The following is a 22,091-nucleotide window of genomic DNA, read 5'->3' as shown; positions in this document are numbered from 1 at the left end:
CAATTTGGACGTCTTCGAAGATTTCGCGAGACGGTCTGCAGAGCACTTATCGGTGGCACGTCGAACAGTTCGTCTTGGATTCGATGTGCAACTGATCCTTGATGCGTGCACCAAGTACTTCGGGCGATTCTTCAGGAACCCAGTCAAGAGCCGTCACCAGTTCGGGTGGCCGAAGATGAGGCGTTGGATTGCGATGACAGTCCAGACACCAGCTCATACTGAGCGGCATCTTCTGAACGACTTCTTCCATCTTGTCCACGCGGCCGTGACACGAAACGCAACTGACGCCGCGAGTGACGTGGGCGGAATGATTAAAGTAGGCGTAATCAGGCAAATCATGAACTTTAGTCCACGGAATTGACTTGCCGGTCGCTGCACTTTCGCGAACGGGCAACAACTTGGCGCTCTGGCTATGCACAGACACCGTCGAGACAACACCAGTTCCATCAGCACCCGCATGGCACTTGATGCAGGTGGCCGTTGCCGGAACCGCCGCGTGCGCGGCCTTCTCAACAGTATTGTGACAGTAGCGGCAGTCCATCTTCAGCTTGCCAGCGTGCAACGCATGGCTAAACGGAACGGGTTGCTTCGGCTGGTAGCCAACGTCCAGCGTTGACGGCGACAACCCCCAGGCGACAAGGCCCGTGGCATACGCACCAAAACCAACTGCAAATGCCACGGCGAAAGGGATCGCACGATCAATCCACGCGGGAAAAACAAAACGGGACATCACCAAACCAAATTCTTTAAAAAAAACTCAGTCCGCACGATCTCCGTGATCGCGGGAACGCACGTTCGCGTTGCAAGCGAGAGGTCATCGACTGCTGTGGCACCGTTCTTTAAGTGTCAGACGAAACAGGCAGGATACGTAGCAGGCTCAATGGCGGGCTTACTGAGTCATCGTAACCAGGTCCGTTGACGGTCATCCTCAAGATTCTCGCGTGTGCGAAGGTCTCTCAAATGACTGGCAGCGCGAGGATCGTAGTCATTGATCGACGGAAAACAATGGAACGTTGCAGTCGCCGTGCCGAATTACCAGACACGAGAATTATTGCCTATTATTGACGTACTCCGCTTCTCGATTCTGCATAGTCATTATGCAATTTGCTCAGAAATCCCGCAGAACCAATGCACAAAAAGATGTTGATATTTCGATGCCACTGAACGCCTCGCGACTTCCAATGAATCTTAGCGCACGGTCTTAACACGAATGACGAATCGACGACCATTTGAAAGAATGTCTCGGAGATGAGAACGCATACTCGTCAATTGTTCACGAAGAAGAAGTCGCATCGAAACAGACGAATTCGTTTCTACCATTGAACCGCCAATAGGAATCCCAATCCCATGACGACGACGCCCTTCCCTCAGACTTGGGATCTCGCATCACTTGCCCCAGCCCCAGGGACGCCCGAGTTCCGCCAGCAGCTCGAACAGTTCAAAGCACGACTGCAAGTCTTGGCGGACTCCACGAATCGGCTGGCCCCCGCTACGACGGAACCTCAACACGTCAAGGCCTGGTCGCAACTTATTTCGGAATACGAAGCCGTTGACGCGCTCGCCACGGATTATCGCGCCTTCATCGATTGTCAGGCCGCTGCCGACGCCGAGAATCAAACCTATCGGCAGCTTCAAGCCGAACTCGCCGCCACGACGCCCGCACGCGAACAGATCGCCACCAGCATCGAATTCGCCTTGCGCGATGCAGCCGAAGCCGATTTTCTGAAGTTCATTGATGCCGATCCGGTCCTGACACGAAACCGTTACTTCTTAATCACCCGTCGCAAGAACGCCGCATTGCGCTTACCGAAGCCGCAAGAGCTTCTTGCGGCAGATTTGGCCGTCGATGGCCTGCATGGCTGGGGACGACTCTTCGACAAGGTCTCCTCTTCACTGAAGGTCCAGGTGCAAGAGAAAGGCAAACTTGTCACACGCTCGCCAGGACAAGTACAATTCGACTCGCCGCAGCGAACAGTGCGCGAGAACAATTTCCTGGCGCTCGACTCCGCCTGGTCCACAATCTCCGACACCTGCGCGGAAGCCATCAATCACATCGCCGGAAGCCGATTGACGACCTACCGCCACATCGGACTGCGCGACCATCTTGAAGCCCCGTTGCGTGCGAATCGCATGACACGCGAAACACTCGACACGATGTGGGCGACGATCACCGCCAACAAAGGCGTCTTGAAAACGTATTTCGAGAAAAAAGCACAGCTCATCGGTGTCGAACGTCTGGCCTGGTATGACCAATGGGCACCGCTTCCGCAACTGCCAGGCACAGGGAACACCGACAACATTTCGTACGATCAGGCGTGTGAATGGATCATTGATGCCTTCCAGGAATTCAGCCCAGACCTGGGTGACTTCGCGAAAATGGCCCTGTCAGACCGCTGGGTCGAAGCCGAAAACCGCTCTGGCAAACAGCAGGGCGGCTTCTGCACCGTCTTCCCCACAGCGCAACAGTCACGCATCTTCATGACCTACACCAACAGCGCCGACAGCATGAGCACCCTGGCGCACGAATTGGGACACGCCTATCACTCATGGGTTCTGCGCGATGAGTCCGTCTTCCTGCAAGATTATCCGATGAATCTCGCGGAAACCGCCTCGACCTTCGCAGAAGCCGTGCTGGGCGAACAGCGGCTGCAACGCGCCGCCTCGGACTACGAACGACTGCAAATGCTCGACGGAATGATTGGCGACGCGGTCGCGTTTCTGATGAACATCCACGCCCGCTTCCTGTTCGAAGATGAGTTTCATCGGCAGCGAAAAAACGGTGAACTAACATCCACTCAGCTCAGCCAACTGATGGAGCAAGCCCAGCGCACTGCCTACCTAGGACTGCTTTCTGACGACGGCTGGAACCCACGTTTCTGGGTTTCAAAACTGCATTTCTACATCACATCACTGCCCTTTTATAACTTCCCCTACACATTCGGTTATCTGTTATCGCTGGGCGTTTATGCGATTGGAAAAGAGTCGAAAGGCGATTTCCCCAAGCAGTATCGCGAGTTACTGCTCGCCACGGGATGCCAGGATGCCGAAGAGGCCGTGCAGTCAACCATGGGCTTCGATCTTCGCAAACCCGACTTCTGGCAAAAGAGCCTCAATATTGTCGCCGACCGAGTCAAACAGTTCGTCACAATCGCGGACCAGGTACTCCAAAAAACCGGTCAGTTATGACCTCCACCACGTGCAACCATACGCAATTCCCAGAAATGTGCAAAAAAAATACAAAATTGTCACGCGAACGAAGGCTTTGCGAATTGTGATTCTGTGCGGACCACCGTATTGTGCCCTTATGGTTACTGCGCAGTTGCGGTGACGTGCTGTCGTCAAGGCGACAGGTGTCTGTATCTGTTGATGCAGAGCAAGAGTTTTTTCTGAGGAGGCCCCTTCATGGGCAAAAAGCTGTACGTCGGGAATCTGTCTTACGGAGTCACCGACAGCCAGTTGGAACAGCTGTTCGCAGCGCATGGTGCCGTTCAATCGGCACAAGTGATCATGGACCGCGAAACCGGTCGATCCAAAGGCTTTGGATTCGTCGAAATGAGCAATGCGGCAGATGCTGACGCAGCGATCACGGCGCTGAATGGAATGGACAATGACGGTCGAGCCTTGACAGTCAACGAAGCACGTCCCAAGACAGAAGGTAGCGGTGGCGGCCGCGGTGGTTACGGCGGTGGTGGTGGTGGTGGCGGACGCCGTTACTAATCGCAGTCTGTCAACTCAATGACAAACGCACGAGCCCGTCTTCATTTTTTTGAAGACGGGCTCTTTTCATTGGCAAGCTGACGAGAATGCGCGATCAACACGCGCCGACGCCCCAAGCTCCTGAAGTCCCCCGTCTCGAAATTTCTCCTCGGCGCCCGACGATCGAACTAGCAGAAACTGAACGGCGCACGTTCGAAAGCATCGTCCGACCATCCAAACGTTTGGAAACAACCCCCGATCTGCTCGCTGCGCCGTCACTGAACTTTGCTATCGTGCCGGAATGACAATGTTGAATTCAGTCCGACGGATTGACTGCCAGAGCGTCACCACGCCTGAGATCGACGGCGACCAAGGGTTGGAGGACTCTGGCGAAACGCGAGGGGCTTACAGCACCGCGCTTCCAGCCGCGACACTGGTCACCATTGTCCTCGACGAATCATAGACGTCTCACTGCAACGCGATGAGACACCGCTACCGGTCTGTCCGCGGCCTGTCGAAAATCGTGGTTTTAATGGATATGGGATTGGAAATGATCAACTTGATGAGCACGTGATTTTCCCCATGAAATACAGTGCGGCGCTTAAGTTGATCATTTTGGTCAGGGAATTTCAAAATCGGGCAAGATTCAACAAATGCCACTTGATCCTCACGTGCGCTCCCTCGAGTCTTGCCACCGATGAGCGAACATCAAGGCGGCTTCGCCAGACGGATCTTTCACAATTTGATTGAACCGCAGCCATCCCCGGTCGATTTGACCTGAAGGATCGTCCGGGGTCGGTTGCACGCCTGTCTGTGGAAGGCGCCTCTTAGCGAAAAAGCGGAAACAGCCTGATTCACAACGTTGCGTTAGTGCGACGATCCTCCAAGACCGAGGCCACCCGCAATCGCACCTCATCGTATAATGACTGCGGCAACGGTCCCTTGGCTGCTGCGTCCAGATTCTCGGCCAGATGGTCCAAGTTACACGTCCCGACGATCGTCGTGTGACTGTGCGGATGAGTCAGCGTGAATCGCAGGATCAACTCGGTTCGCGACATTCCCTCCGGCAAAAGCTCACTCAGGTTTGCGCGGGCCCAGACATCATTGAGTGCCGGTCGCTGAATTGCCGCGTCCGGCCCGCCTTGAGCGATCCCACCGCGAATGATGATCCCCGCCCCGGCTTCCGCTGCACGCGAAATGAGATCGTGATGCTCGGGCGCCAGGCACGAGTACGGAATCTGAAACGTGTCGAACACCCCCAAGTCAACAAACCCCGTTAGGTTCGGCAGACTGCTCGAAACACCCAAGAAGCGAATCAATCCCTGACGCCGTGCGTCCAGCATCAGATCAATCAGCCCCGCACGCTGTAGAGTCTCGGCATCGCCGCCGTGAAACTGCCAGATGTCAATGCAATTGGTTCTCATCCTCTCCAAACTGGCTTCGAGATTCCTGGCAACGACATCCCGTTCCCAGAGATGGCGTGTTTCGAGTGAATCGGCATGTTGAATGGGAGCACATCCACACTTCGTCGCCAGATAGAACTCACTCCGCCGTGCACTGATGAACTGTCCGATACGCTGCTCGGTAATCCCATAGTCAGGTGCCGTGTCGATTAGATTAATACCCGAATCCAGCACCCGATTCAGAATTCGTTCGGCCGATTCATCATCAACGACCCGCACGCCCCATGTCTTCGGACCACGCAGCCCCATGCTGCCGTATCCCAGTTGGCTGACATCCAACCCCGTCCGCCCCAATCGTTTGATCAACATGGTCCGACTCCTTCCGCTTTGGATTGAACCGTTGGCCCTGCAGTGTCGGACGCGCAGTCCCTCGACACCTCGTCGACGACAGACCTCAATCCCGCTGAAACTGCTCGTGCGGCCCTCAAAGGGACTTCGCCCGCACAGGCGGGCGACTCAGGCCAGGATTTCTGGAATGACATTTCCTGCGACATCAGTCAGCCGATAGTCCCGGCCGTTGAAGCGATACGTCAGCTTCGTGTGCTCAAGCCCCAACAAGTGCAACAACGTCGCATGCAAATCGTTGACATGAACTTTGTTCGTGACCGCCTTGTAACCAAACTCGTCGGTCGCACCATAGTGAAACCCACCCTTCACACCCGCGCCGGCCATCCAGATTGTGAATCCGTTCGGGTTGTGATCGCGGCCTTTCGAACCTTGTGAATCTGAAGTGCGACCAAACTCGCCACCCCAGATCACGAGCGTCGAATCGAGCAACCCGCGTGCATCCAGGTCGGCCAGCAGTGCCGCGGCTGGCTGATCGGTGTACCGTCCGCACGAGCGGTGATTGGTCTCCAGATCCGAATGACAGTCCCACGGCACATCATTCACGCTACCATCACCGCTGACACCCTTGCCCGCGAAAATCTGGACGAACCGCACGCCTCGCTCGACCAGACGCCGCGACAACATACACTGTCGCGCGAACGTGGCGCATTCGGGATCATCCATTCCGTACATCCGGTGCGTCGCTTCCGATTCTTTGCTGAGATCGAGAGCATCCGGCGCCGCCATCTGCATGCGGTAAGCGAGTTCATATGAATTGATCCGTGCCGCCAGATCCGCTTGTGTCGGCCGCGTGGCTGCATGCTTCTGATTCAACTGACGGATCAGGTCGAGCTGTGCGCGCTGCTGTGCGTCACTATGCTTGCCGTCTCGCAACAGATTGTCGACGGTCTCTTTACGGCGCGCATCCAGCGACAGGGCTTGATACGTCTTCGGCAGAAAACCGGCCGACCAAATCTGATCGTCGCCACGCGGCCGTGTGTCATGCAGCACGACATACGACGGCAAATCCTGGTTCATCGACCCCAGCCCGTACGTCATCCAGGCCCCCAGGGCTGGCAACCCGGGCCGATTGGTACCACACATCAATTCGATCGAAGCCGGTGCGTGATTATTTTGCTTCAGATGCATCGAATGCAGGAAGCACATCTTGTCGACGTGCCGCGACAGATGCGGAAAGATCCCGGAAACCCACGAGCCAGATTCGCCATGTTGCTTCCATTCAAACGGCGATTTCAAGCACTTGCCACTCGTCGTGAAAAAGCCCGTTTTGGGATCGGACCCGGCCAGTTCCTGACCGTCACGCTTTTGCAGTTCTGGCTTATAGTCCCAGGTATCGACCTGCGACGGACCTCCCGTCATGAACAGCCAGATGATCGACTTCACACGCCCGGGAAAATCGGGCGACTTCAAAGCCAGCGGGTCCGTTCCACTAATCGGCGACGCACTGGTGTCGCGATGCAGCATGCTCGCCAGGGCGAGTGACCCGAACCCCAAACCGGCCTGCCGCAGAAATTGACGACGAGGCGGAAGCGCGATGCCGTTCGTAGTAAAGTCGTTGACCATGTCCGAACCATCCTATTCCGACAAACCATCAGTCGATGTAGACAAACTCATTCAAACACAACAGCACATGGCAGAACTCAACCAGCGCCGGCTGAATGCTTGCCGCCGGGTCACCCGCAATGAGCGTCCGCTGTGCGTCCACGAATGCCTGCATTTGCGCGGCTTCCTCCGCAGTCGGATGTCGCGCAAATGCGATGCGATAGGCAAGATCGATTGAGGTTGCAACCGGTGTCTCGACCGAGGGACGAATACGCTGAGCCAACTTTTCGGCCTGTGCCCGCACAAAGGGCGAATTCATCAAAGCCAGCGACTGCGTGGGCACGGTGGTGCTCGTGCGTTCGCCCACACTTTGAGTCGGTTCGGGGGCGTCGAACATCGTCATGAGGGGAATCAATTCGCTGCGTTTCACTCGCAGATAGACGCTTCGACGAGTGGTATCATCGAGAACGCTGGGGCCATACATCGTCTGATCCAGGTTTCCACCCACCGCCAGAAGCGCATCGCGAATGAGCTCGGCATCCAATCGTCGCGTCTGGAAGTGCCATAGGTCACGATTGGTCGGATCAATCTGTAAAGCCTCGCCCGACACTTCATGCGACTGCTGATATGCGGCGCTCAACAGGATTTGTTTGTGCAGCGGCTTGAGCTTCCATCCGCCCGTGACCAACTGCGTCGCCAGCCACTCAAGCAGTTCCGGGTGCGAGGGGCGGTCACCCTGAGCACCAAAGTCATTCGGTGTCGACACAATCCCTTCACCAAAATGGTGCTGCCATACTCGATTCACGATGACCCGCGCCAGTAATGGTCCTGCCCCCTGGTCGACATTGGTCATCCAATTTCCAAGCGCCACGCGTGGATCAGTCGGAACCGATGACGTCGCCGCAACCACGGGTGCAGATCCGGAATTCTCTCGGAAGAGCACCTGGGCGTAACCCGGTTCGGCTTTTCCCTGCTTATTGTCGACTTCCCCGCGTCGCAAGAGATACACGTCCTGCCCGCCCGCGATCGTTGTGTAGACTTCCGCCAGCGGAGGCCGCGGCTCGGCCGCACTGTGATTTCGCACCGCCTGATAGACTCGTGCCGTATCGACATCGAACGGAGCAAACCAGCGCGTCATTGATACACGATGTGATTCAGGCAACGTATTGCCATGAGCGGCGAGAATGGCCCGAATCTCACCCACATTTTGCGGCGTCGAGTCTCCCGCCCATGTCGCTGGATTCGGCACGGTACTCAACGAAAACCGCATGCGGCCGATCCCCAGACTGCGGAATCTCAGCTCAAAAACCAGCTCGGTACCGCCCCCAAATCCCGCCAGAGGCGCCTCGAGCTCGAAGATCGCGGCGTTGTCTTTCTTCGCGGTCGACCTGACCACCCAGGCCGTTTCCAGCTTTCCATCCACGGCCTGACCGAGCGGTTGATTCGGGTCTTCGAACGCCGCCGCGACCGCTTTCAACTTGAGCTCTTGCGGCGCGTCGATCGCGCTCCGATCGAGCGGCCTCGCAATGATTTTCAGCTCGGTCAATTCAAATTGGCCATCGCCATTCAGGCCCGGCCCGCGCTGTGGCAGCGAACTGTCGGCGAAGGCATCCAGCCGGAACGAAGTGACATTCTTCTGGTGCGTTTGCAGCGTGATCGTGAAGCGGTCTTCACTGGCCACCATTCGCCGTTTTCCATCACGCTCAAGGCTCGTTCCTGGCGGAATTTGACCGTCATGAGCAATGATGCCGCCGGGCAGCCATTTCAACCACGAGCGTTCTGCATCCAAAGCAACAGGTTCCATCACCTGCCATCGCGGAGATTCTGGCTGACGAGCCAACTCGGCCGCCTGCCAAGCCATGAACCGTTTCGGGAGTTCATCTCGAGCAAAGGTATGCATCGCCTCGACCAGCGGGGCGGCGGCCTGCTGATGGCGCACCCATGCTTGCTGTGTCGCCGCGGGATTGGGGTCGATGTAGCGCGAACCGTGGGAAGTCTGCGCCAATGTCGCCGCCAGCGCGTAATAATCTTTCTGCGGCAAGGGATCGTATTTGTGATCGTGGCAACGAACGCAGCCCAGCGTCAGACCAAGCATCGAACCACCGATCGTCATCAGCATGTCGTCGAGCTGATCGTAGCGAATGCCTTCGATCGTCTTCGCCGTTGTCTGCCCCGGAAACGGTCCGGCCACCAGAAATCCGCTGGCCGACGCCGCCAGGAAGTCGTCGGGCCGCAATCGGTCACCCGCCAATTGCCATCGCACGAACTGGTCGTACGGCAAATCGTCATTCAATGCACGGATAACCCAGTCGCGATAGTGATAGGCCCCAGGTCGAAAACCATCGAATTCATAGCCACCACTCTCCGCAAATCGAGCGACGTCCAGCCAGTGCCGTGCCCACTTTTCGCCGTAACGGGGACTGCTCAGCAACCCGTCCACAACCGCTTCGAACGCGCGCGGTGATGGGTCGTTCAAGAAGGCATCAACTTGTTCGGGCGTCGGCGGCAGACCGATCAGATCAAAGTAGGCCCTTCGAATCAATTTCTCTCTCGTGGTGGGCCCATTTTGCTTGAGCCCTTTTTGAGCCTGGGTCGCAAACAGGAAACCGTCGATCGGGGTACGTGATGACAACTCGTCCGAACTTCGAGGTGGAACGACGATTCGCAACGGCTGAAACGACCACCAGCGACGGCCTTCGTCGAGATTGATTTCTCGTTTCGCTTTCACCGGAGCATCGGCATGTCGCGGATCGGGGGCCCCCAGATCGATCCACTTTGCAAAGTCCGCAATGATCTCGTCCGACAATTTGCCCGAAGGAGGCATTTCGCGGCCATCAAATTTCATCGCCTTCAAGAGCAGGCTTTCAGCGGATTGCCCCTTCACCAGGGAGGGACCACTGTCGCCACCAGCCAGAATTCCTTCCGACGAATCCAGAAACAAAGCGCCTTGCAGCTTCTTCTGATTCTGGGCGTCTTTCGAATGGCAACTGTAACAGTGCTGCACCAGCACGGGACGAATCTTCTGTTCAAAGAACAGCAACCCCTCATCGGTTGGCGAGTCCGCCCACAAGAATTGTCCGGACATAGTCCATGCGATCAGGCTGACAACAAAAAAAAAGAACCGGCAATCGCGCATTCGTGTCCTCTCACCGTGTTCAGACGGCCTAAAACGGAATCCACACCATACTCTTCGAATCCCCCCCCACGCCAGACCGCACCTGCTTGTCTCTTCTCTGCGTCTCCATGCCACTGTGTCCCCCGCCCTACCAATGTGCCCCGGAAGTACGCGAAATGTACTGGTGGGTTCAGCGGGGGAAGGGGAGGCACAGCGGCACGGAGATACAGGGGAAATAGGAAAATCTCAACTCGGTATCGGCGGGTGTTGGATGTGGAAAAAGGCAGACAAATTGTCGACAGCCGTCAATTCCCAACGGGTCGATGTGGTCAAAACCGGGTCCCACTCGTCACAATTGTACGTCGTGAAGTTCGACCATCTCCTGAAACCTGGCCATTATGACGGAAGAGACAAAACAACCCGGAAGAAATACACGGCTCTTCGCGGCGGCATTCTGTCCGAACTGCCAATTTTCCTTTGTTCCTCGACACGGAATTGAACCCTGCCCGAGTTGCGGTCATTCGTTCCCGCTTTCCGCGGATCACACGTGCGACACTCACATTCGTCCGCCAAATGATTCGCAGGAACAACGCTTCGCCGATGGCCCAGCGGCATCACTCGCGCACGAAGTCGACGAATTGATCGGTCAGAATCTGGGCGTTTATCGTTGCGACGCCCTGCTGGGCGCCGGCGCGATGGGGCGAGTCTACTTGGCTCACCATCGAGACTTGCATCGCAAATGCGCGTTGAAAATCCTGCCACCATCCATGGCCATGCGTGACCCGGCGTACGTGTTGCGATTCATGAATGAAGGACAGGCGACCGCCGCGCTGAATCACCCCAATATCGTCACGATTCACGCGATCGGAGAAGAACGCGGTTACCACTTTATTGAAATGGAATTCGTCGCCGGTCGTTCACTTCGTCAATTGATCGAGGATGAAGGAATCCAACAACCCGTTCGCGCGACGGCACTCGCCCTGAGAATCGCCGAGGGACTTGCGGCCGCACACACGGCTGGCATTCTTCATCGTGATCTGAAGCCTGACAACGTGATGTTGACGCATCAAGGTGTACCCAAAATCACCGACTTTGGACTCGCGCGGCGCGTGGTCGTTAATCCCGAAGACAAGACGGCTCTGGACTTTGTCGGGACCCCTCAGTTCATGGCACCGGAGTTGTTCGAGCATCAGCCCGCCTCACCTGCTAGCGACGTTTACGCACTGGGGGTCTGCTATTTCAACCTGTTGACGGGACAACTGCCCTACCGCGGCGACTCGCTCGACAAACTGATCCAGTCCGTACGGCACGATCCCCTACCCAGCTTTCGCTCGTTCCAGCAACCGATCCCCATGGAGATGGCCGAATGCGCCGCGATGCTGCTCGCCAAAGCCGCCCAGAATCGGCCTCAGTCGGGCGTCGAAGCCGTCCAATTGCTGGAAGCGATTCTCGGCCAGTCCGAGGATCTGGAAAGCCTGATCCAGAAAGCCTTCGCGAACCACCCGGATATTCGCTGGAGACGGGAAGGTCGGCGTTACCGGATCGACCTGACTTTTTCGGGCGGACGTCATCAAACAGCCTTCGTCGAGCCGAGCGATCATGCAGCGGCCGATCGACTCCTGAGGATCTCAAGCGTGTGCTGTCCCGCACTTTCGGTCTATTTTGAACCGGCCTTGCGGCTGAACTCTGAAATTCTGCACGGAGCGCTCGCAATCGCCGAAATCGACAAGCAGGCTGTGTTTGTCATGGTCGACAATTACCCATTGTCGACCGTTGATCCCGAAGAAATCCGCCGCAGCGTGCTTGAGGTCGCTCATCGAGCCGACGCCATCGAGAAACTGTTGACAGGACTTGATTTGAACTGAAGCCTCTTGACCTGACCCAAGCGGCACTTTTATCGTGATCACGAGAGGGTCTCCGTGGTCTGTTCGAACAAACACTGCGTCGAGAACCGCCACGCCCTTCGCCAGGATTCAGACACGATGACGACCTTAATCAATCGACGCGGTTTTCTGTGGGGACTTTCCGGCGTCGTCGCATTCGGAATCTCCTCCAACGCCAGAGCCCAATCAATCCGCGGCGGAGAGATCCGCTTCCCCGCGTTTGCATCGGTCGAAGAGCAGGCATCACAAAGCGATTTGTGGGTGATGGATCTCTACTTTAAACCGATGCGCATGATCCCGGTTGAACTGAGCGATCCCAAAACCGGAAAGAAAAAGCTGGAATTCGTCTGGTACATCGTCTATCGCGGATTCAACCACAAGCTCGAGTCGAAAACTAAAGAAAATCCTGCTGTCAACGAACTGGACAAGCCGGTCGCTCCCCAACAGTTCATCCCCGAAGCCCTGCTGGTGGTCACCGACAATGACCGAAACGAAGTCTTTTCGGATCAGGTGATCCCCGAAGCACTCGCCGCCATCAACAAGCGAGAAAAGGGTCGCTACAAAAGCTCGGTTGCCATCGTTGGACCAATTCCCGATCAGTCGGAACCCGGTAGCCCCGAAGAAAAAGCGGTCGAAGGGGTGTTCATGTGGCGTGGAGTCAACCCGGACGCCAATCGCTATACCGTGTATTTGACCGGCTTCTCAAACAGCATTCGCAAAGTGAATGGCCCGGACGAAAAACCGATTATTCAATCCAAGACCGTCATGCAGAAATACTGGCGCCGCGGCGACCGCTTCGATCAGAACGAAGCCGAAATCGTCCTTGAAGGCGATCCCCAGTGGATCTACCGCTGAGAGACAATCACGACAGGCACCTCGCGGAGCCAGTCCTTTTTGACTCCTCGTTACCAAGCCGTGCCGCTTGGTAACGCCCCTTACGATTCGATTCTCTATCGAGCCGCAAAGTGGCCTCGAACGGACGCACACATTTCTGATGTGTAGGAGGAGTTCCAAGTCGGATCGTCCGGAACAATGAACTCGTGGCCTGAATCACTTCGTCGGTTCAGGCTCAATTGAGTCACGGCGTTCGAAGACCAGTGGATGGTCCGATTGTGGATCGGCGACACGCAGCGCGATTTTGCCCGCCAGTACGTCCGTTAACAGGTCACCACAAACTTCCGCGCGCCATCCTTGGGTCAATCGCGGTGGATCACCGTCGCGTTCACCGTAAACGTGCCAGCGAACCAGATGTCGCAGGTCGGCGGTCTTTCCGACCAGACCCATTGCCACATTCAGCTCCGCACAACGATTGGCCAATGCCAGACCAAGCAATTGTCCGACGACCTGCTCGTCGTGTGCCTTGTCCTCGTCCAGCGATTTGGGAAGTTGCGGCAAATCCTCTTTCGGCAGGGCCATCCCCGCCGCGACACAATCGAGCAGTGTCCCGGCCGCTCGCTTGTACTCGGGACGATTCATATCACGAACGGCGAGCAAATCAGACTCCGTGGTCGGACGGCGTTTAGCCAGCTCGATGACCAGATCGTCACGCAACATCTTTCGCATCGGTCGGTCTTTTGCGGCGGCCTCGGCTTCACGCCAGCGATAGACTTCGCGGGCCACTGCCAGTTCACGCTGCGTCAACCGGTGCAGGCCAGGCAATCGCTGCCAACTGTCTGGCGATCGTTCTGCCGCGATCTCGTCAATCATTCGCTGAATCTCGGCTTCAGCCCACGACAGTCGCTTCATCTTTTGCAAAGAACTGCGCTGACGCTCGTAGATTTCCAGAATATGTTGGACATCGTCGAGGGCATATTCAAGTTGCGTCGCGGAAAGAGGTCGTCGACGCCAATCCGTGCGTGTTTCGCGTCCTTGGGCCGTGCGTCCCAAAATCCGCTTGACCAGGGCTTCGTACCCAAGCGGAAAACTACGCGACCGAAGCCCTTCCGCAATCTGCACGTCCCAAAGCCGTTTCGGTGGCAAATCGACGTGCGTAAAGCAGAATCGCACCTCTTCCCGCCCGCCGTGCACGATGACGGTTGTTTTCTCGTCCGCCATCAACTCCCACCAGCGTTTGTAGTCGACCTCATACGGATCGACGGCGACACAACGCTCTTTCGTGGCGAACTGCAGCAAACAAAGTTCCGGGCGGTAAGTGTGCTCCGACACGAACTCGGTATCGAATGCGACCAATCCGGCCTTGTGAATATGATCGCACAGGTCGTCAAAGGCAGACTGTTTTGTGATCAACGACGACGTCATGGGGCACGATGCCGGGGTTTGTGAAAATAGGAAGCATAGGAAGGTTGCGAATTTCGGCTTCGTGAACCATCCCAGTCAGGGGACTATGGTGGCAACCTTTCGGAGGAGTGGCAAGCGAGCAAAAAGTCACAGCATTTTCAGGGGATTCGGACAACCGAACCGAAACAGTGCGGGAACAGCCCTTCCCTTTCCGCAGCCGCCTCGTCAGGATTCCCGCTAGTCTGGATGATTCAATGCCCAAACAATCCGAAAAATCGTCCCAATTGACGATAATCGGGCCAAACGAATTGTCCCCCGCCCAATCGCGAACGCGCCACGCGCACGGCACCGTTCGAAGATTGCCGAAACCACCGCGCTGAACATCTCGGACGACCTGACATGCTAACGGAACGAGCGAGCGGCATCCTTCTTCACCCGACGTCAATTCCAACACGTTACGGGATCGGTGACCTGGGCCCGCGAGCATTCGAGTTTATCGACTGGCTGGCCGGCGCGGGACAACGTTACTGGCAGGTCCTTCCACTCTGCCCGACCGATGCGGGCGACTCGCCGTACCAATCCCCCTCCTCATTCGCGGGCAACCCGCTGCTGATCAGCCCCGATCTGCTTGCCGCCGACGGGTTACTGACCGAATCTGATCTGAATACTGCGGCGCTTCCTGACATCGAATCGGGACCGCGTGTGAATTATCAACTCGCCCGCGAAAAGAAAACGCGCCTGCTTGAAGCGGCGATTATTGCGATGCGCGCGCTTCCCGGCAGTCATCCACTGCAGCAAGAGTTCGCCGCATTCTGTGGACAACACCTCGTCTGGCTGGAAAACCACGCGAAATTCATGGCATTGCGTGGTGCCAATCAGAATCGCCCGTGGCAACTTTGGACCGAATTCGTCACTGACCCTCAATTGCCGATTCGGCCAGAGCTCAATGATCGGTTTAGCGCGGCCCTGCTGCTGCAATTTTTCTTCGTCAGGCAATGGCAGCAGCTTCGCCAACACGCGAAAAACTATGGCATTCAGATTATCGGTGACATTCCGATCTACGTCTCACATGATAGCGTCGACCTTTGGGCGAATCGCGTGTTGTTTCAGCTCGACGAACATGGCAATTCCACGCACGTGGCCGGTGTTCCGCCCGACTACTTCGCCGCCACCGGTCAGCTGTGGAATAATCCGCTGTATGACTGGGCCGCCATGCAGCACGACGGCTATCGCTGGTGGATTCAGCGTTTGGAAACAGCTCTGCAATTCGTGGATCTCGTGCGACTCGATCATTTTCGCGGGTTCGAAGCCTATTGGTCGGTCCCCGCGGGAGAAACAACGGCGATCAACGGACAGTGGATTCCCGGCCCGGGCGCGAAACTTCTTTCCGCCCTCTGCCGGGCGCAGCTCGGTTCGATCTCCACCCGCGAAAACACCGCTCCGATCATCGCGGAAGACCTGGGAATGATTACGGACGCGGTTCATGCACTTCGTAACGAGTTCCACCTTCCGGGCATGAAGGTGCTGCAGTTCATGCTGCCGGGTGAGGCATGGGACCATCATCGCCCTGAAGCATTCGAGCCAAACTCCGTCGCCTACACGGGCACTCACGACAACGACACCACGCTCGGCTGGTTCCGCTCCCATATCTTGACTCGTCCCGATCAACTGGAACGCCTGAAACAGTACACGCGCTGCGAAGAAGCAAATATCGCCTGGGAATTCATCGAACTCGCCTGGCGGTCAGGCTCCAACCTGGCAATCACACCCGTCCAGGATGTGCTGTCACTCGGTTCAGACGCCCGCATGAACACTCCAGGGACATGCGGCCCCGAGATCTCCAACTGGTGCTGGAAGTACGTACCCGGCATGCTGACCACGGAATCGCAACAGCGACTGGCCGCGCTAACCCGCGATGCCGGCCGCGCCCGCTGAAAGCCAACGAAACAACCTGCAACGGGCTCTTCCATGACGTGAAAACCAACGAAATGGAAGTGTGGCCTTGCTCGCGACTTCCGTGGATTACGACGGAATTCCCGCACGCTTCATACCACTTCACGGGAGGTGGAATGAGAACACGATTGTCACGGCGCTTCCTGTGCGGGTAATGTTCCGTCAAAACGCCACCAAATTCTGAATACCACCCTGCCCGATGCGGCCGGTGGATCGAGTATCAAGAGAAAGCATTCAGCATGCGTATTGCCTATTTGGACTGTGCCTCGGGAATCAGTGGAGACATGACCGTCGCCGCGCTCATCGACGCCGGACTTGACCCCGAACTGCTCACCGCCGGAATCGCCTCATTGAATCTGCCCGGCGTGAAACTACATGTCGAAGACGTTCAGCGCGGCGGGTTTCGCGCCAAGCATTTTCGCGTCGAACATCCCGAACAGCACGCACATCGCCACCTCAGCGATATCCGGCAAATCATCAATAAGTCCGAAGGGCTGAACGACAATCAGCGTGACCTGGCGCTGCGAATTTTCCATGCCGTGGCCGAAGCGGAAGCCAAGGTACACGGATCAACCGTCGATCGTGTCCACTTCCATGAAGTCGGTGCCATCGATTCGATCGTCGATATTGTCTCGGTCGCGATCGGCATGGACTGGTTGGACGTGGAAGAACTGATCTGCAGCCGAATTCCTACTGGCCGCGGTCAGGTCAAAATCGCTCATGGCGTCTGCGCCATCCCCACCCCAGGAACCGCCGAGCTGCTGAAGGGAATCCCACTCACCGATGTCCCCATTGAAGCGGAACTGACCACTCCCACGGGCGCGGCCATCGTGAAAACGCTGGTCAGCCAGTACGTCGATGCGTTGCCCGATATGACGATCGAGACGATCGGTTACGGCGCCGGAACGCGTGAATTCGACGATCGAGCCAATGTACTGCGTCTGATCATTGGTGAAACCGATGGCGTCGAAACGTCAGGCGACAGCGTGATTCTGCTCGAGACGAACCTCGATGACATCTCGGGAGAAGTGTTGGGATTCACGAAACGGCAGCTCCTCGCCGCCGGAGCCCTCGACGTCTACACGACACCGGTCCAAATGAAGAAGGACCGGCCTGGGGTGATGCTCAGCGTCATCAGCTCGTTCGAACATGTCGCGCAACTCGAAACCATTATCTTCCGTGAAACCGCCACGTTCGGAATCCGCCGACAGCGGATTCAACGTTCGGTCCGCGAACGGATGGCCTATACGGTCGAGACCGACTTCGGCCCGATCAAAGGCAAAGTCGGCTGGCGTGGCGAAGAACCCGTTGTCTTCACCGCCGAATACGATGACTGTGTCGAGATCGCCAAGGCACATGATGTCCCGCTACGTGACATCATTCTGGCTGCTCAGATCGCGTTCTTTGTCGATCAAGAAGAAGACGATGACGATCACGAATGCGATGAAGACTGCGATCATGACCACGACCATGATCACGGACACGATCATGATCATGGGCACCACCACGATCACGATGACTGAGGTCTGCCCCGGATGATTCAGGAACTGACCGGGCCACGGTCAGCTCCTGAATCAAAAAGGGTTCTTCTCGTTTCCCCTCGTTCGTTTTCCTCGTTGCCAAGCTCCCGCTTGGTAACGCCTCTGCCGATCTTGTTTCATGACGTGCAGGAAATTGGCGGAGCGACGTCGTACACATTTCTGATGTGTAGGGAAAAGTTGCCAAGTAGGAGCTTGGCAACGAGGGAATCCGTGAGAACTTCCCTGCAACGCATTGCGGCACGATCGTGCGTTCACGCCACACTCACATCGCGCGTTCAGGCCGCTTTCGCTTCACTGGGCTGTTCGAGCTCCGCCTGAACCAGACAACCTCGTACGACTGACAGAGACGAATTCGCCGCAAGACGAATCGGTGCCGTCTCGATCGGCCAGTTGGCTTCGTTCCACGCGGTCTGAAAGAGCGGTAAGAACGACGACGTCGCGGTGATCCCGCCAGCGCAGACGACTGGCAACATCCGCGGCAGCGTCTTGAGTGTTCCTTCACGCTCGAACTGCATCCGCGCTTCGGTGATGACATCGACAAAGAAGCGGTAATAGTCGCGATCGATGCTTGCCGTGGTCGCCACAGGCTCTTGAATGACTTCCCCCGACCCCAGTCGCGGCGAACCATCAAAACTGTCCAGGCCGCTCATGACGACACATCTTACAATTTCTCGTCCACTGTGCGTAATCCCGAACTCGCACGTGGTATGCCCGAGCGTCACGGTGATTCCCGTGAACGCGGCATCAGGCAGTTCAGACAGCGCCACGGCATGCGTCGCCGTGATGAACTCGGGACGATAACCCCGCAGCGTCACTAACTGCAGAAAGAACTCGGCGTCGCGATGATCTGCCTGATCATCGAAGCCACCACCGGGCAAGGTCATCTTGCACACCGAATTCAGTTCTGTCTGTGCAGGTAGCAGCGCATCGACGATCAACGCCAGCACCTGCCGCGAAACGGGATCAGACGCGGGAATTCGCCCTCCGCGAAGCAATGGGCACGGTGTCAAATTCAACATTTCCGACCACTCGCGCGCATCTTCGCCGAAGACGAGCAATTGCCCCGAGCATGTCGCAAACTGTGTGTTGGACTGTTGCAGCAGACGGCGATGTGAGGTTGTATCCGCCATGGTGGCGAAGACCGCCGGACAACAGCGTGCTACCAGTTTGCCATCAATGATTCGCATGGAGCGAAATTGAAAGCTGCCAAGGTCGAGTCCGATCGTCACGAGCGACCTCCCTGTTCCAATTCGAATAATGCTTTCGCCAGCGGTGCATGCGGGCGTTCACCCTCTGCAATCGGTCCCGACGACATCGCTGCGGGAATCGAAGCCGTAACGACTTCTTGTGGTTTGGAGCCCATGAAATGAGGGCGACGAACGGTATCAGGCTCGGCGCTGTCCAACTGCGCGATCACCTCTTGCAGCGAATAGCCACCAGATTCCGGCTCCGTCAATCCAAAGTGTGGTCCATTCTGTTTCACAACGTTTTGCGAATCGTCAACCCGCAAAATCGGTTTCGGAACAAGCCGTCCCTGGAGTTCCAATCCGGCGGGGAAGCTCACCACTTCGAACGTGATCGGCAGTTCATTCTTGATCAACTGCTCCAGTTTCGATTTCGATGTCAAAGGCGCAATCGCGGGTGTCGGTTCAATGACCGTCGCCTGTTGGACGACATCACTCATCACTGCAGGCGACGCTTGCGACGACGCGACAGGTATCACTTGGGATTGGCGTCGAAGCATTACCGCCGCACCAACCATGACCAATAAAACCGAAAACAGAATCACAAGCGGCATTGCGGACTTGGCCGGTTTGATCTGGTTCACGACATCGTCGTCGATCGTCAATGAAGGAGCGATCATCGGCGAAGATGATGATGACGCATCGTCCCCAATCGAATCGTCCGGCTGAGGAATCGGGACTTGCGGACTGCGATCAGGCTCGGGGTGACGTGTCGACGAATTTGCAATCGGAGGGTCGCCAGTAAATGAAGGCATCGTGGCAATTCGTGGTCTCAACCTGAGCACGGGTTGCTGCATATCCGATTTGACTTCTTCTGTTGGAAGCTTGAGTTCTGTGGGAGCTGGCTGAACAGCCTCCTGCGCAGGTTGCCGCGAAGTCAGCGAATGCCACTCGTGCGTACCGGACGACGAAAGGAACGCCTTCTCACCCAAACTGTGCAGTTCGGCCGATTGTCCTGAGGGTCGCCCAATCAGACTCGACTGCGCTCCCTGGGCGATGTCCGATTCAATGGGTTTTGGCAACCCATTCGGCAGGCGATTTCGATTCACGATTCCCTTCTCAAAGACAATCGCCGAGCCACCTGTCAGATGAATCGCGGCTTTGTTTTGATCCGGAAGGAAACGCATCGAAGCATCGGACGACACGACCCGCAAATGCGGCAGGATTTCGGGCCCCTGTCCCAACTGATCAACAATCTGACCAACGAATGCCTCGTCCGGCCGCATCGTCACAACGAGTGGATAGTCGAGCACATTGAGCAACGCCACTTGCACACCCGCAGGAGGTGCAGGCTGCTCGAATCCTGCATGAATTGTTGAAGCGTCGCGATCAAATTCCGTGACCGTACCGGTCGTCGACTTGCTCTGAGACGATTCCACAATCAATAAGTCACCCGGCTGCAACGGGCTGTTCTGCGTCTCGGAAAAACGTTCTTGGTGACTGATCTTCCCCTGACGAACGACATGAATGGCGTGCGTGGCATCGACCGTTAGGCCGCCCGCGCGCCGAATAACTGCGTGCAGGTTGAGTGTCGATGGATCAAGATGAAAGGTACCGGGTTTGTGAACCTCACCAATCACCGCAACGTAAAGCGACCTGACGTTCTCGGCGCGCGAGAACGCGATGACTTTGGGTCGGCTGGGATACGACACGTTCTGCGCGTATGTCGGCAGCGAACCCAATCCCATGCAAATCGCCAGAACGAGAAAGGGCAGTCGGGATTGTTTGAACAACATCGGATGATCCCTGCAAACAGACGGTCCGCCAGCGCGGAAAGCTCGGCACATCCGGATTAATCGGCAGCCACGGCCGAATACATTCAAAGATTCCCTGTCGCGGCCAGAACCAATCAAGATTCGTCGAGAAAGTGCACGCACTCACATCAGACACCGGCAGGAGAAACCGAATCCATCGCCACACCGGCAAAATCTGCAGATCGATGCCTGCTTCAATGTGGAAACACGAATTGAAGCCCTCGTTACCAATCGTCCCTTGGTAACACCTCGTGCGATCTCGTCTTCTGTCGAGCCGGGAAGTGGACGGGGATCGACGTACACATTTCTATTGTGTCGGACGCGTTGCCCAGCGGAGATTGGCAACAAGGGAAGCCGAGGAACGAGGGTACTAAGGTTACCTCCGTACCTGTGATCCACACCCTATCCAAACAGACTCCACCGTTTACGACAGGAGTTCTTGCGACGAATATTGACCACTTCCGTCACGCGCGCACTGTCCAGACGATCGATCAGCACGTTCATCCCATCCCGCAACTTGCAATCCAGTTCTTCAGGGAACAGAGGAAGAACCGCATAGAACTGCACGGTTTGGTCGTCATCGATTTGCAACGTACGAAACGGATCGGGACAGGTCAGGGGCGGAACCAGAACAGAGCAGCAGAACTTAGTATTCACCGCATACGGTCGGGGCGGTTCACCGTTGGGGATGGAGTGGCTAAGCCCTAGCCACGTCTGAAACTCGTGTGGTAATCGCGCCAACACTTTCAGCAGGCGGATCGGCCAGTAGTTCCGCTCGTCACGAAAATCTTCCATACTCAGCGGCCAATGAGGCGGCAAACAGATGAGAAGCTCTGCGAATCTCAGTGACTCGGCTCCATCCGGTACGGTCATGGGTCGCTCGGACATCCCGCTGGTTACCAGCGTGTACCAGGGACGATGCTTCTGAGGCGGAATTCGATGGATGTCGATATGGACATATTCCGAAACCAGCTCGTGAAACACATAGTCGATCGGCCCCAAATGATGCTCGATATGATCCGCGACGAGCTTAAATCGCGCGGGATCGGCCGGCGGCAATGGCAGAGATGGCTGCCGCTGATCCTGCAACGTTGGTAGATCAAGCACCTGATCCCGAGGCATCGGATCGGGCACGACGATATTTTGTCCGCAACGTCGACAGGTGGCGCGACACCCCGCCTTATCGAGGTTCACTCGATAACGAGTATCACATTTTTCGCAGCGAAATACGATCGCCATGAATCACGGTTCCACCTGATAGAGCGATACGCTGGTCGAGCAAACGGAATCGCGTTGGGCCTTGCGAACAGCCCG

At 56.6% G+C, this 22,091-nt stretch carries 15 protein-coding genes; 7 read left to right on the top strand and 8 right to left on the bottom strand.

Going from position 1 to position 22,091, the window contains the following annotated elements; all coding sequences use genetic code 11:
- Positions 1–46: 46 nt before the first annotated feature.
- A complete protein-coding gene (locus OSO_RS0134845) occupies positions 47–730 on the bottom strand; it encodes a cytochrome c3 family protein (RefSeq protein WP_010587454.1) in 684 nt (227 codons plus the stop codon).
- Between the two features lie 617 nt (positions 731–1,347).
- On the opposite strand from OSO_RS0134845, the gene OSO_RS0134830 reads away from it, so the two are divergent.
- The 3 genes from OSO_RS0134830 (at position 1,348) to OSO_RS51110 (ending at position 4,159) form a co-directional block, all read left to right on the top strand.
- Positions 1,348–3,186 carry a M3 family oligoendopeptidase gene (locus tag OSO_RS0134830; RefSeq protein WP_010587453.1) on the top strand — a complete coding sequence of 613 codons (1,839 nt, stop codon included), beginning with the start codon at positions 1,348–1,350 and terminating at the stop codon, positions 3,184–3,186.
- Between the two features lie 216 nt (positions 3,187–3,402).
- Positions 3,403–3,717 (top strand): RNA-binding regulator, encoded by a 315-nt coding sequence (locus tag OSO_RS0134825; RefSeq protein WP_010587452.1) that lies wholly within the window; start codon positions 3,403–3,405, stop codon positions 3,715–3,717.
- Positions 3,718–4,003: 286 nt separating this feature from the next.
- Positions 4,004–4,159 (top strand): hypothetical protein, encoded by a 156-nt coding sequence (locus OSO_RS51110; protein WP_157605884.1) that lies wholly within the window; start codon positions 4,004–4,006, stop codon positions 4,157–4,159.
- A 391-nt stretch (positions 4,160–4,550) separates the two neighbouring features.
- Here OSO_RS51110 and OSO_RS0134805 read toward each other — a convergent pair whose 3' ends face one another.
- The 3 genes from OSO_RS0134805 to OSO_RS46325 all read right to left on the bottom strand — a co-directional run bounded on the left by OSO_RS0134805 (position 4,551) and on the right by OSO_RS46325 (position 10,134).
- Complete coding sequence (locus OSO_RS0134805; protein ID WP_010587450.1) at positions 4,551–5,468, bottom strand: aldo/keto reductase; 918 nt, start codon at positions 5,466–5,468, stop codon at positions 4,551–4,553.
- A 147-nt stretch (positions 5,469–5,615) separates the two neighbouring features.
- Positions 5,616–7,070, bottom strand: coding sequence for a DUF1501 domain-containing protein (locus OSO_RS0134800; protein WP_010587449.1), 1,455 nt, complete (start codon positions 7,068–7,070; stop codon positions 5,616–5,618).
- Positions 7,071–7,098: 28 nt separating this feature from the next.
- Entirely contained in the window at positions 7,099–10,134 is a 3,036-nt protein-coding gene (locus OSO_RS46325) for a PSD1 and planctomycete cytochrome C domain-containing protein (protein ID WP_050986275.1), read from the bottom strand.
- Positions 10,135–10,562: 428 nt separating this feature from the next.
- Here OSO_RS46325 and OSO_RS0134790 point away from each other — a divergent pair, with 428 nt between their 5' ends.
- Entirely contained in the window at positions 10,563–12,029 is a 1,467-nt protein-coding gene (locus OSO_RS0134790; protein ID WP_010587447.1) for a serine/threonine-protein kinase, read from the top strand.
- Positions 12,030–12,146: 117 nt separating this feature from the next.
- On the top strand, positions 12,147–12,902 hold the full coding sequence (locus OSO_RS0134785; protein WP_157605881.1) for a hypothetical protein: 756 nt from the start codon (positions 12,147–12,149) through the stop codon (positions 12,900–12,902).
- A gap of 195 nt (positions 12,903–13,097) precedes the next feature.
- On the opposite strand, the gene OSO_RS0134780 is transcribed toward OSO_RS0134785, so the two are convergent.
- The gene (locus tag OSO_RS0134780) at positions 13,098–14,306 is read right to left on the bottom strand and encodes a ribonuclease D (protein WP_010587445.1); all 1,209 of its coding nucleotides are present in this window, start codon (positions 14,304–14,306) and stop codon (positions 13,098–13,100) included.
- A 378-nt stretch (positions 14,307–14,684) separates the two neighbouring features.
- Here OSO_RS0134780 and malQ point away from each other — a divergent pair, with 378 nt between their 5' ends.
- On the top strand, positions 14,685–16,220 hold the full coding sequence (gene malQ, locus OSO_RS0134770) for a 4-alpha-glucanotransferase (protein WP_010587444.1): 1,536 nt from the start codon (positions 14,685–14,687) through the stop codon (positions 16,218–16,220).
- Between the two features lie 257 nt (positions 16,221–16,477).
- Entirely contained in the window at positions 16,478–17,761 is a 1,284-nt protein-coding gene (gene larC / locus OSO_RS0134765) for a nickel pincer cofactor biosynthesis protein LarC (RefSeq protein WP_010587443.1), read from the top strand.
- Between the two features lie 293 nt (positions 17,762–18,054).
- On the opposite strand, the gene OSO_RS0134760 is transcribed toward larC, so the two are convergent.
- From OSO_RS0134760 to OSO_RS46320, 3 genes are all read right to left on the bottom strand, one after another.
- On the bottom strand, positions 18,055–19,008 hold the full coding sequence (locus OSO_RS0134760; RefSeq protein ID WP_010587442.1) for a disk-shape morphogenesis protein volactin: 954 nt from the start codon (positions 19,006–19,008) through the stop codon (positions 18,055–18,057).
- Positions 19,005–20,759 (bottom strand): polysaccharide biosynthesis/export family protein, encoded by a 1,755-nt coding sequence (locus OSO_RS0134755; protein WP_010587441.1) that lies wholly within the window; start codon positions 20,757–20,759, stop codon positions 19,005–19,007. Before OSO_RS0134755 ends, OSO_RS0134760 begins: the two co-directional genes overlap by 4 nt.
- A 420-nt stretch (positions 20,760–21,179) precedes the next feature.
- Positions 21,180–22,016, bottom strand: coding sequence for a suppressor of fused domain protein (locus OSO_RS46320; protein WP_010587440.1), 837 nt, complete (start codon positions 22,014–22,016; stop codon positions 21,180–21,182).
- Positions 22,017–22,091 lie beyond the last annotated feature (75 nt).

It is taken from the genome of Schlesneria paludicola DSM 18645, from assembly GCF_000255655.1.
In the GTDB taxonomy this organism is placed as follows: Bacteria; Planctomycetota; Planctomycetia; order Planctomycetales; family Planctomycetaceae; genus Schlesneria; species Schlesneria paludicola.
The sequence above is the reverse complement of the archived record's forward strand: the minus strand, read 5'-3'. Positions and strand labels throughout refer to the sequence as shown.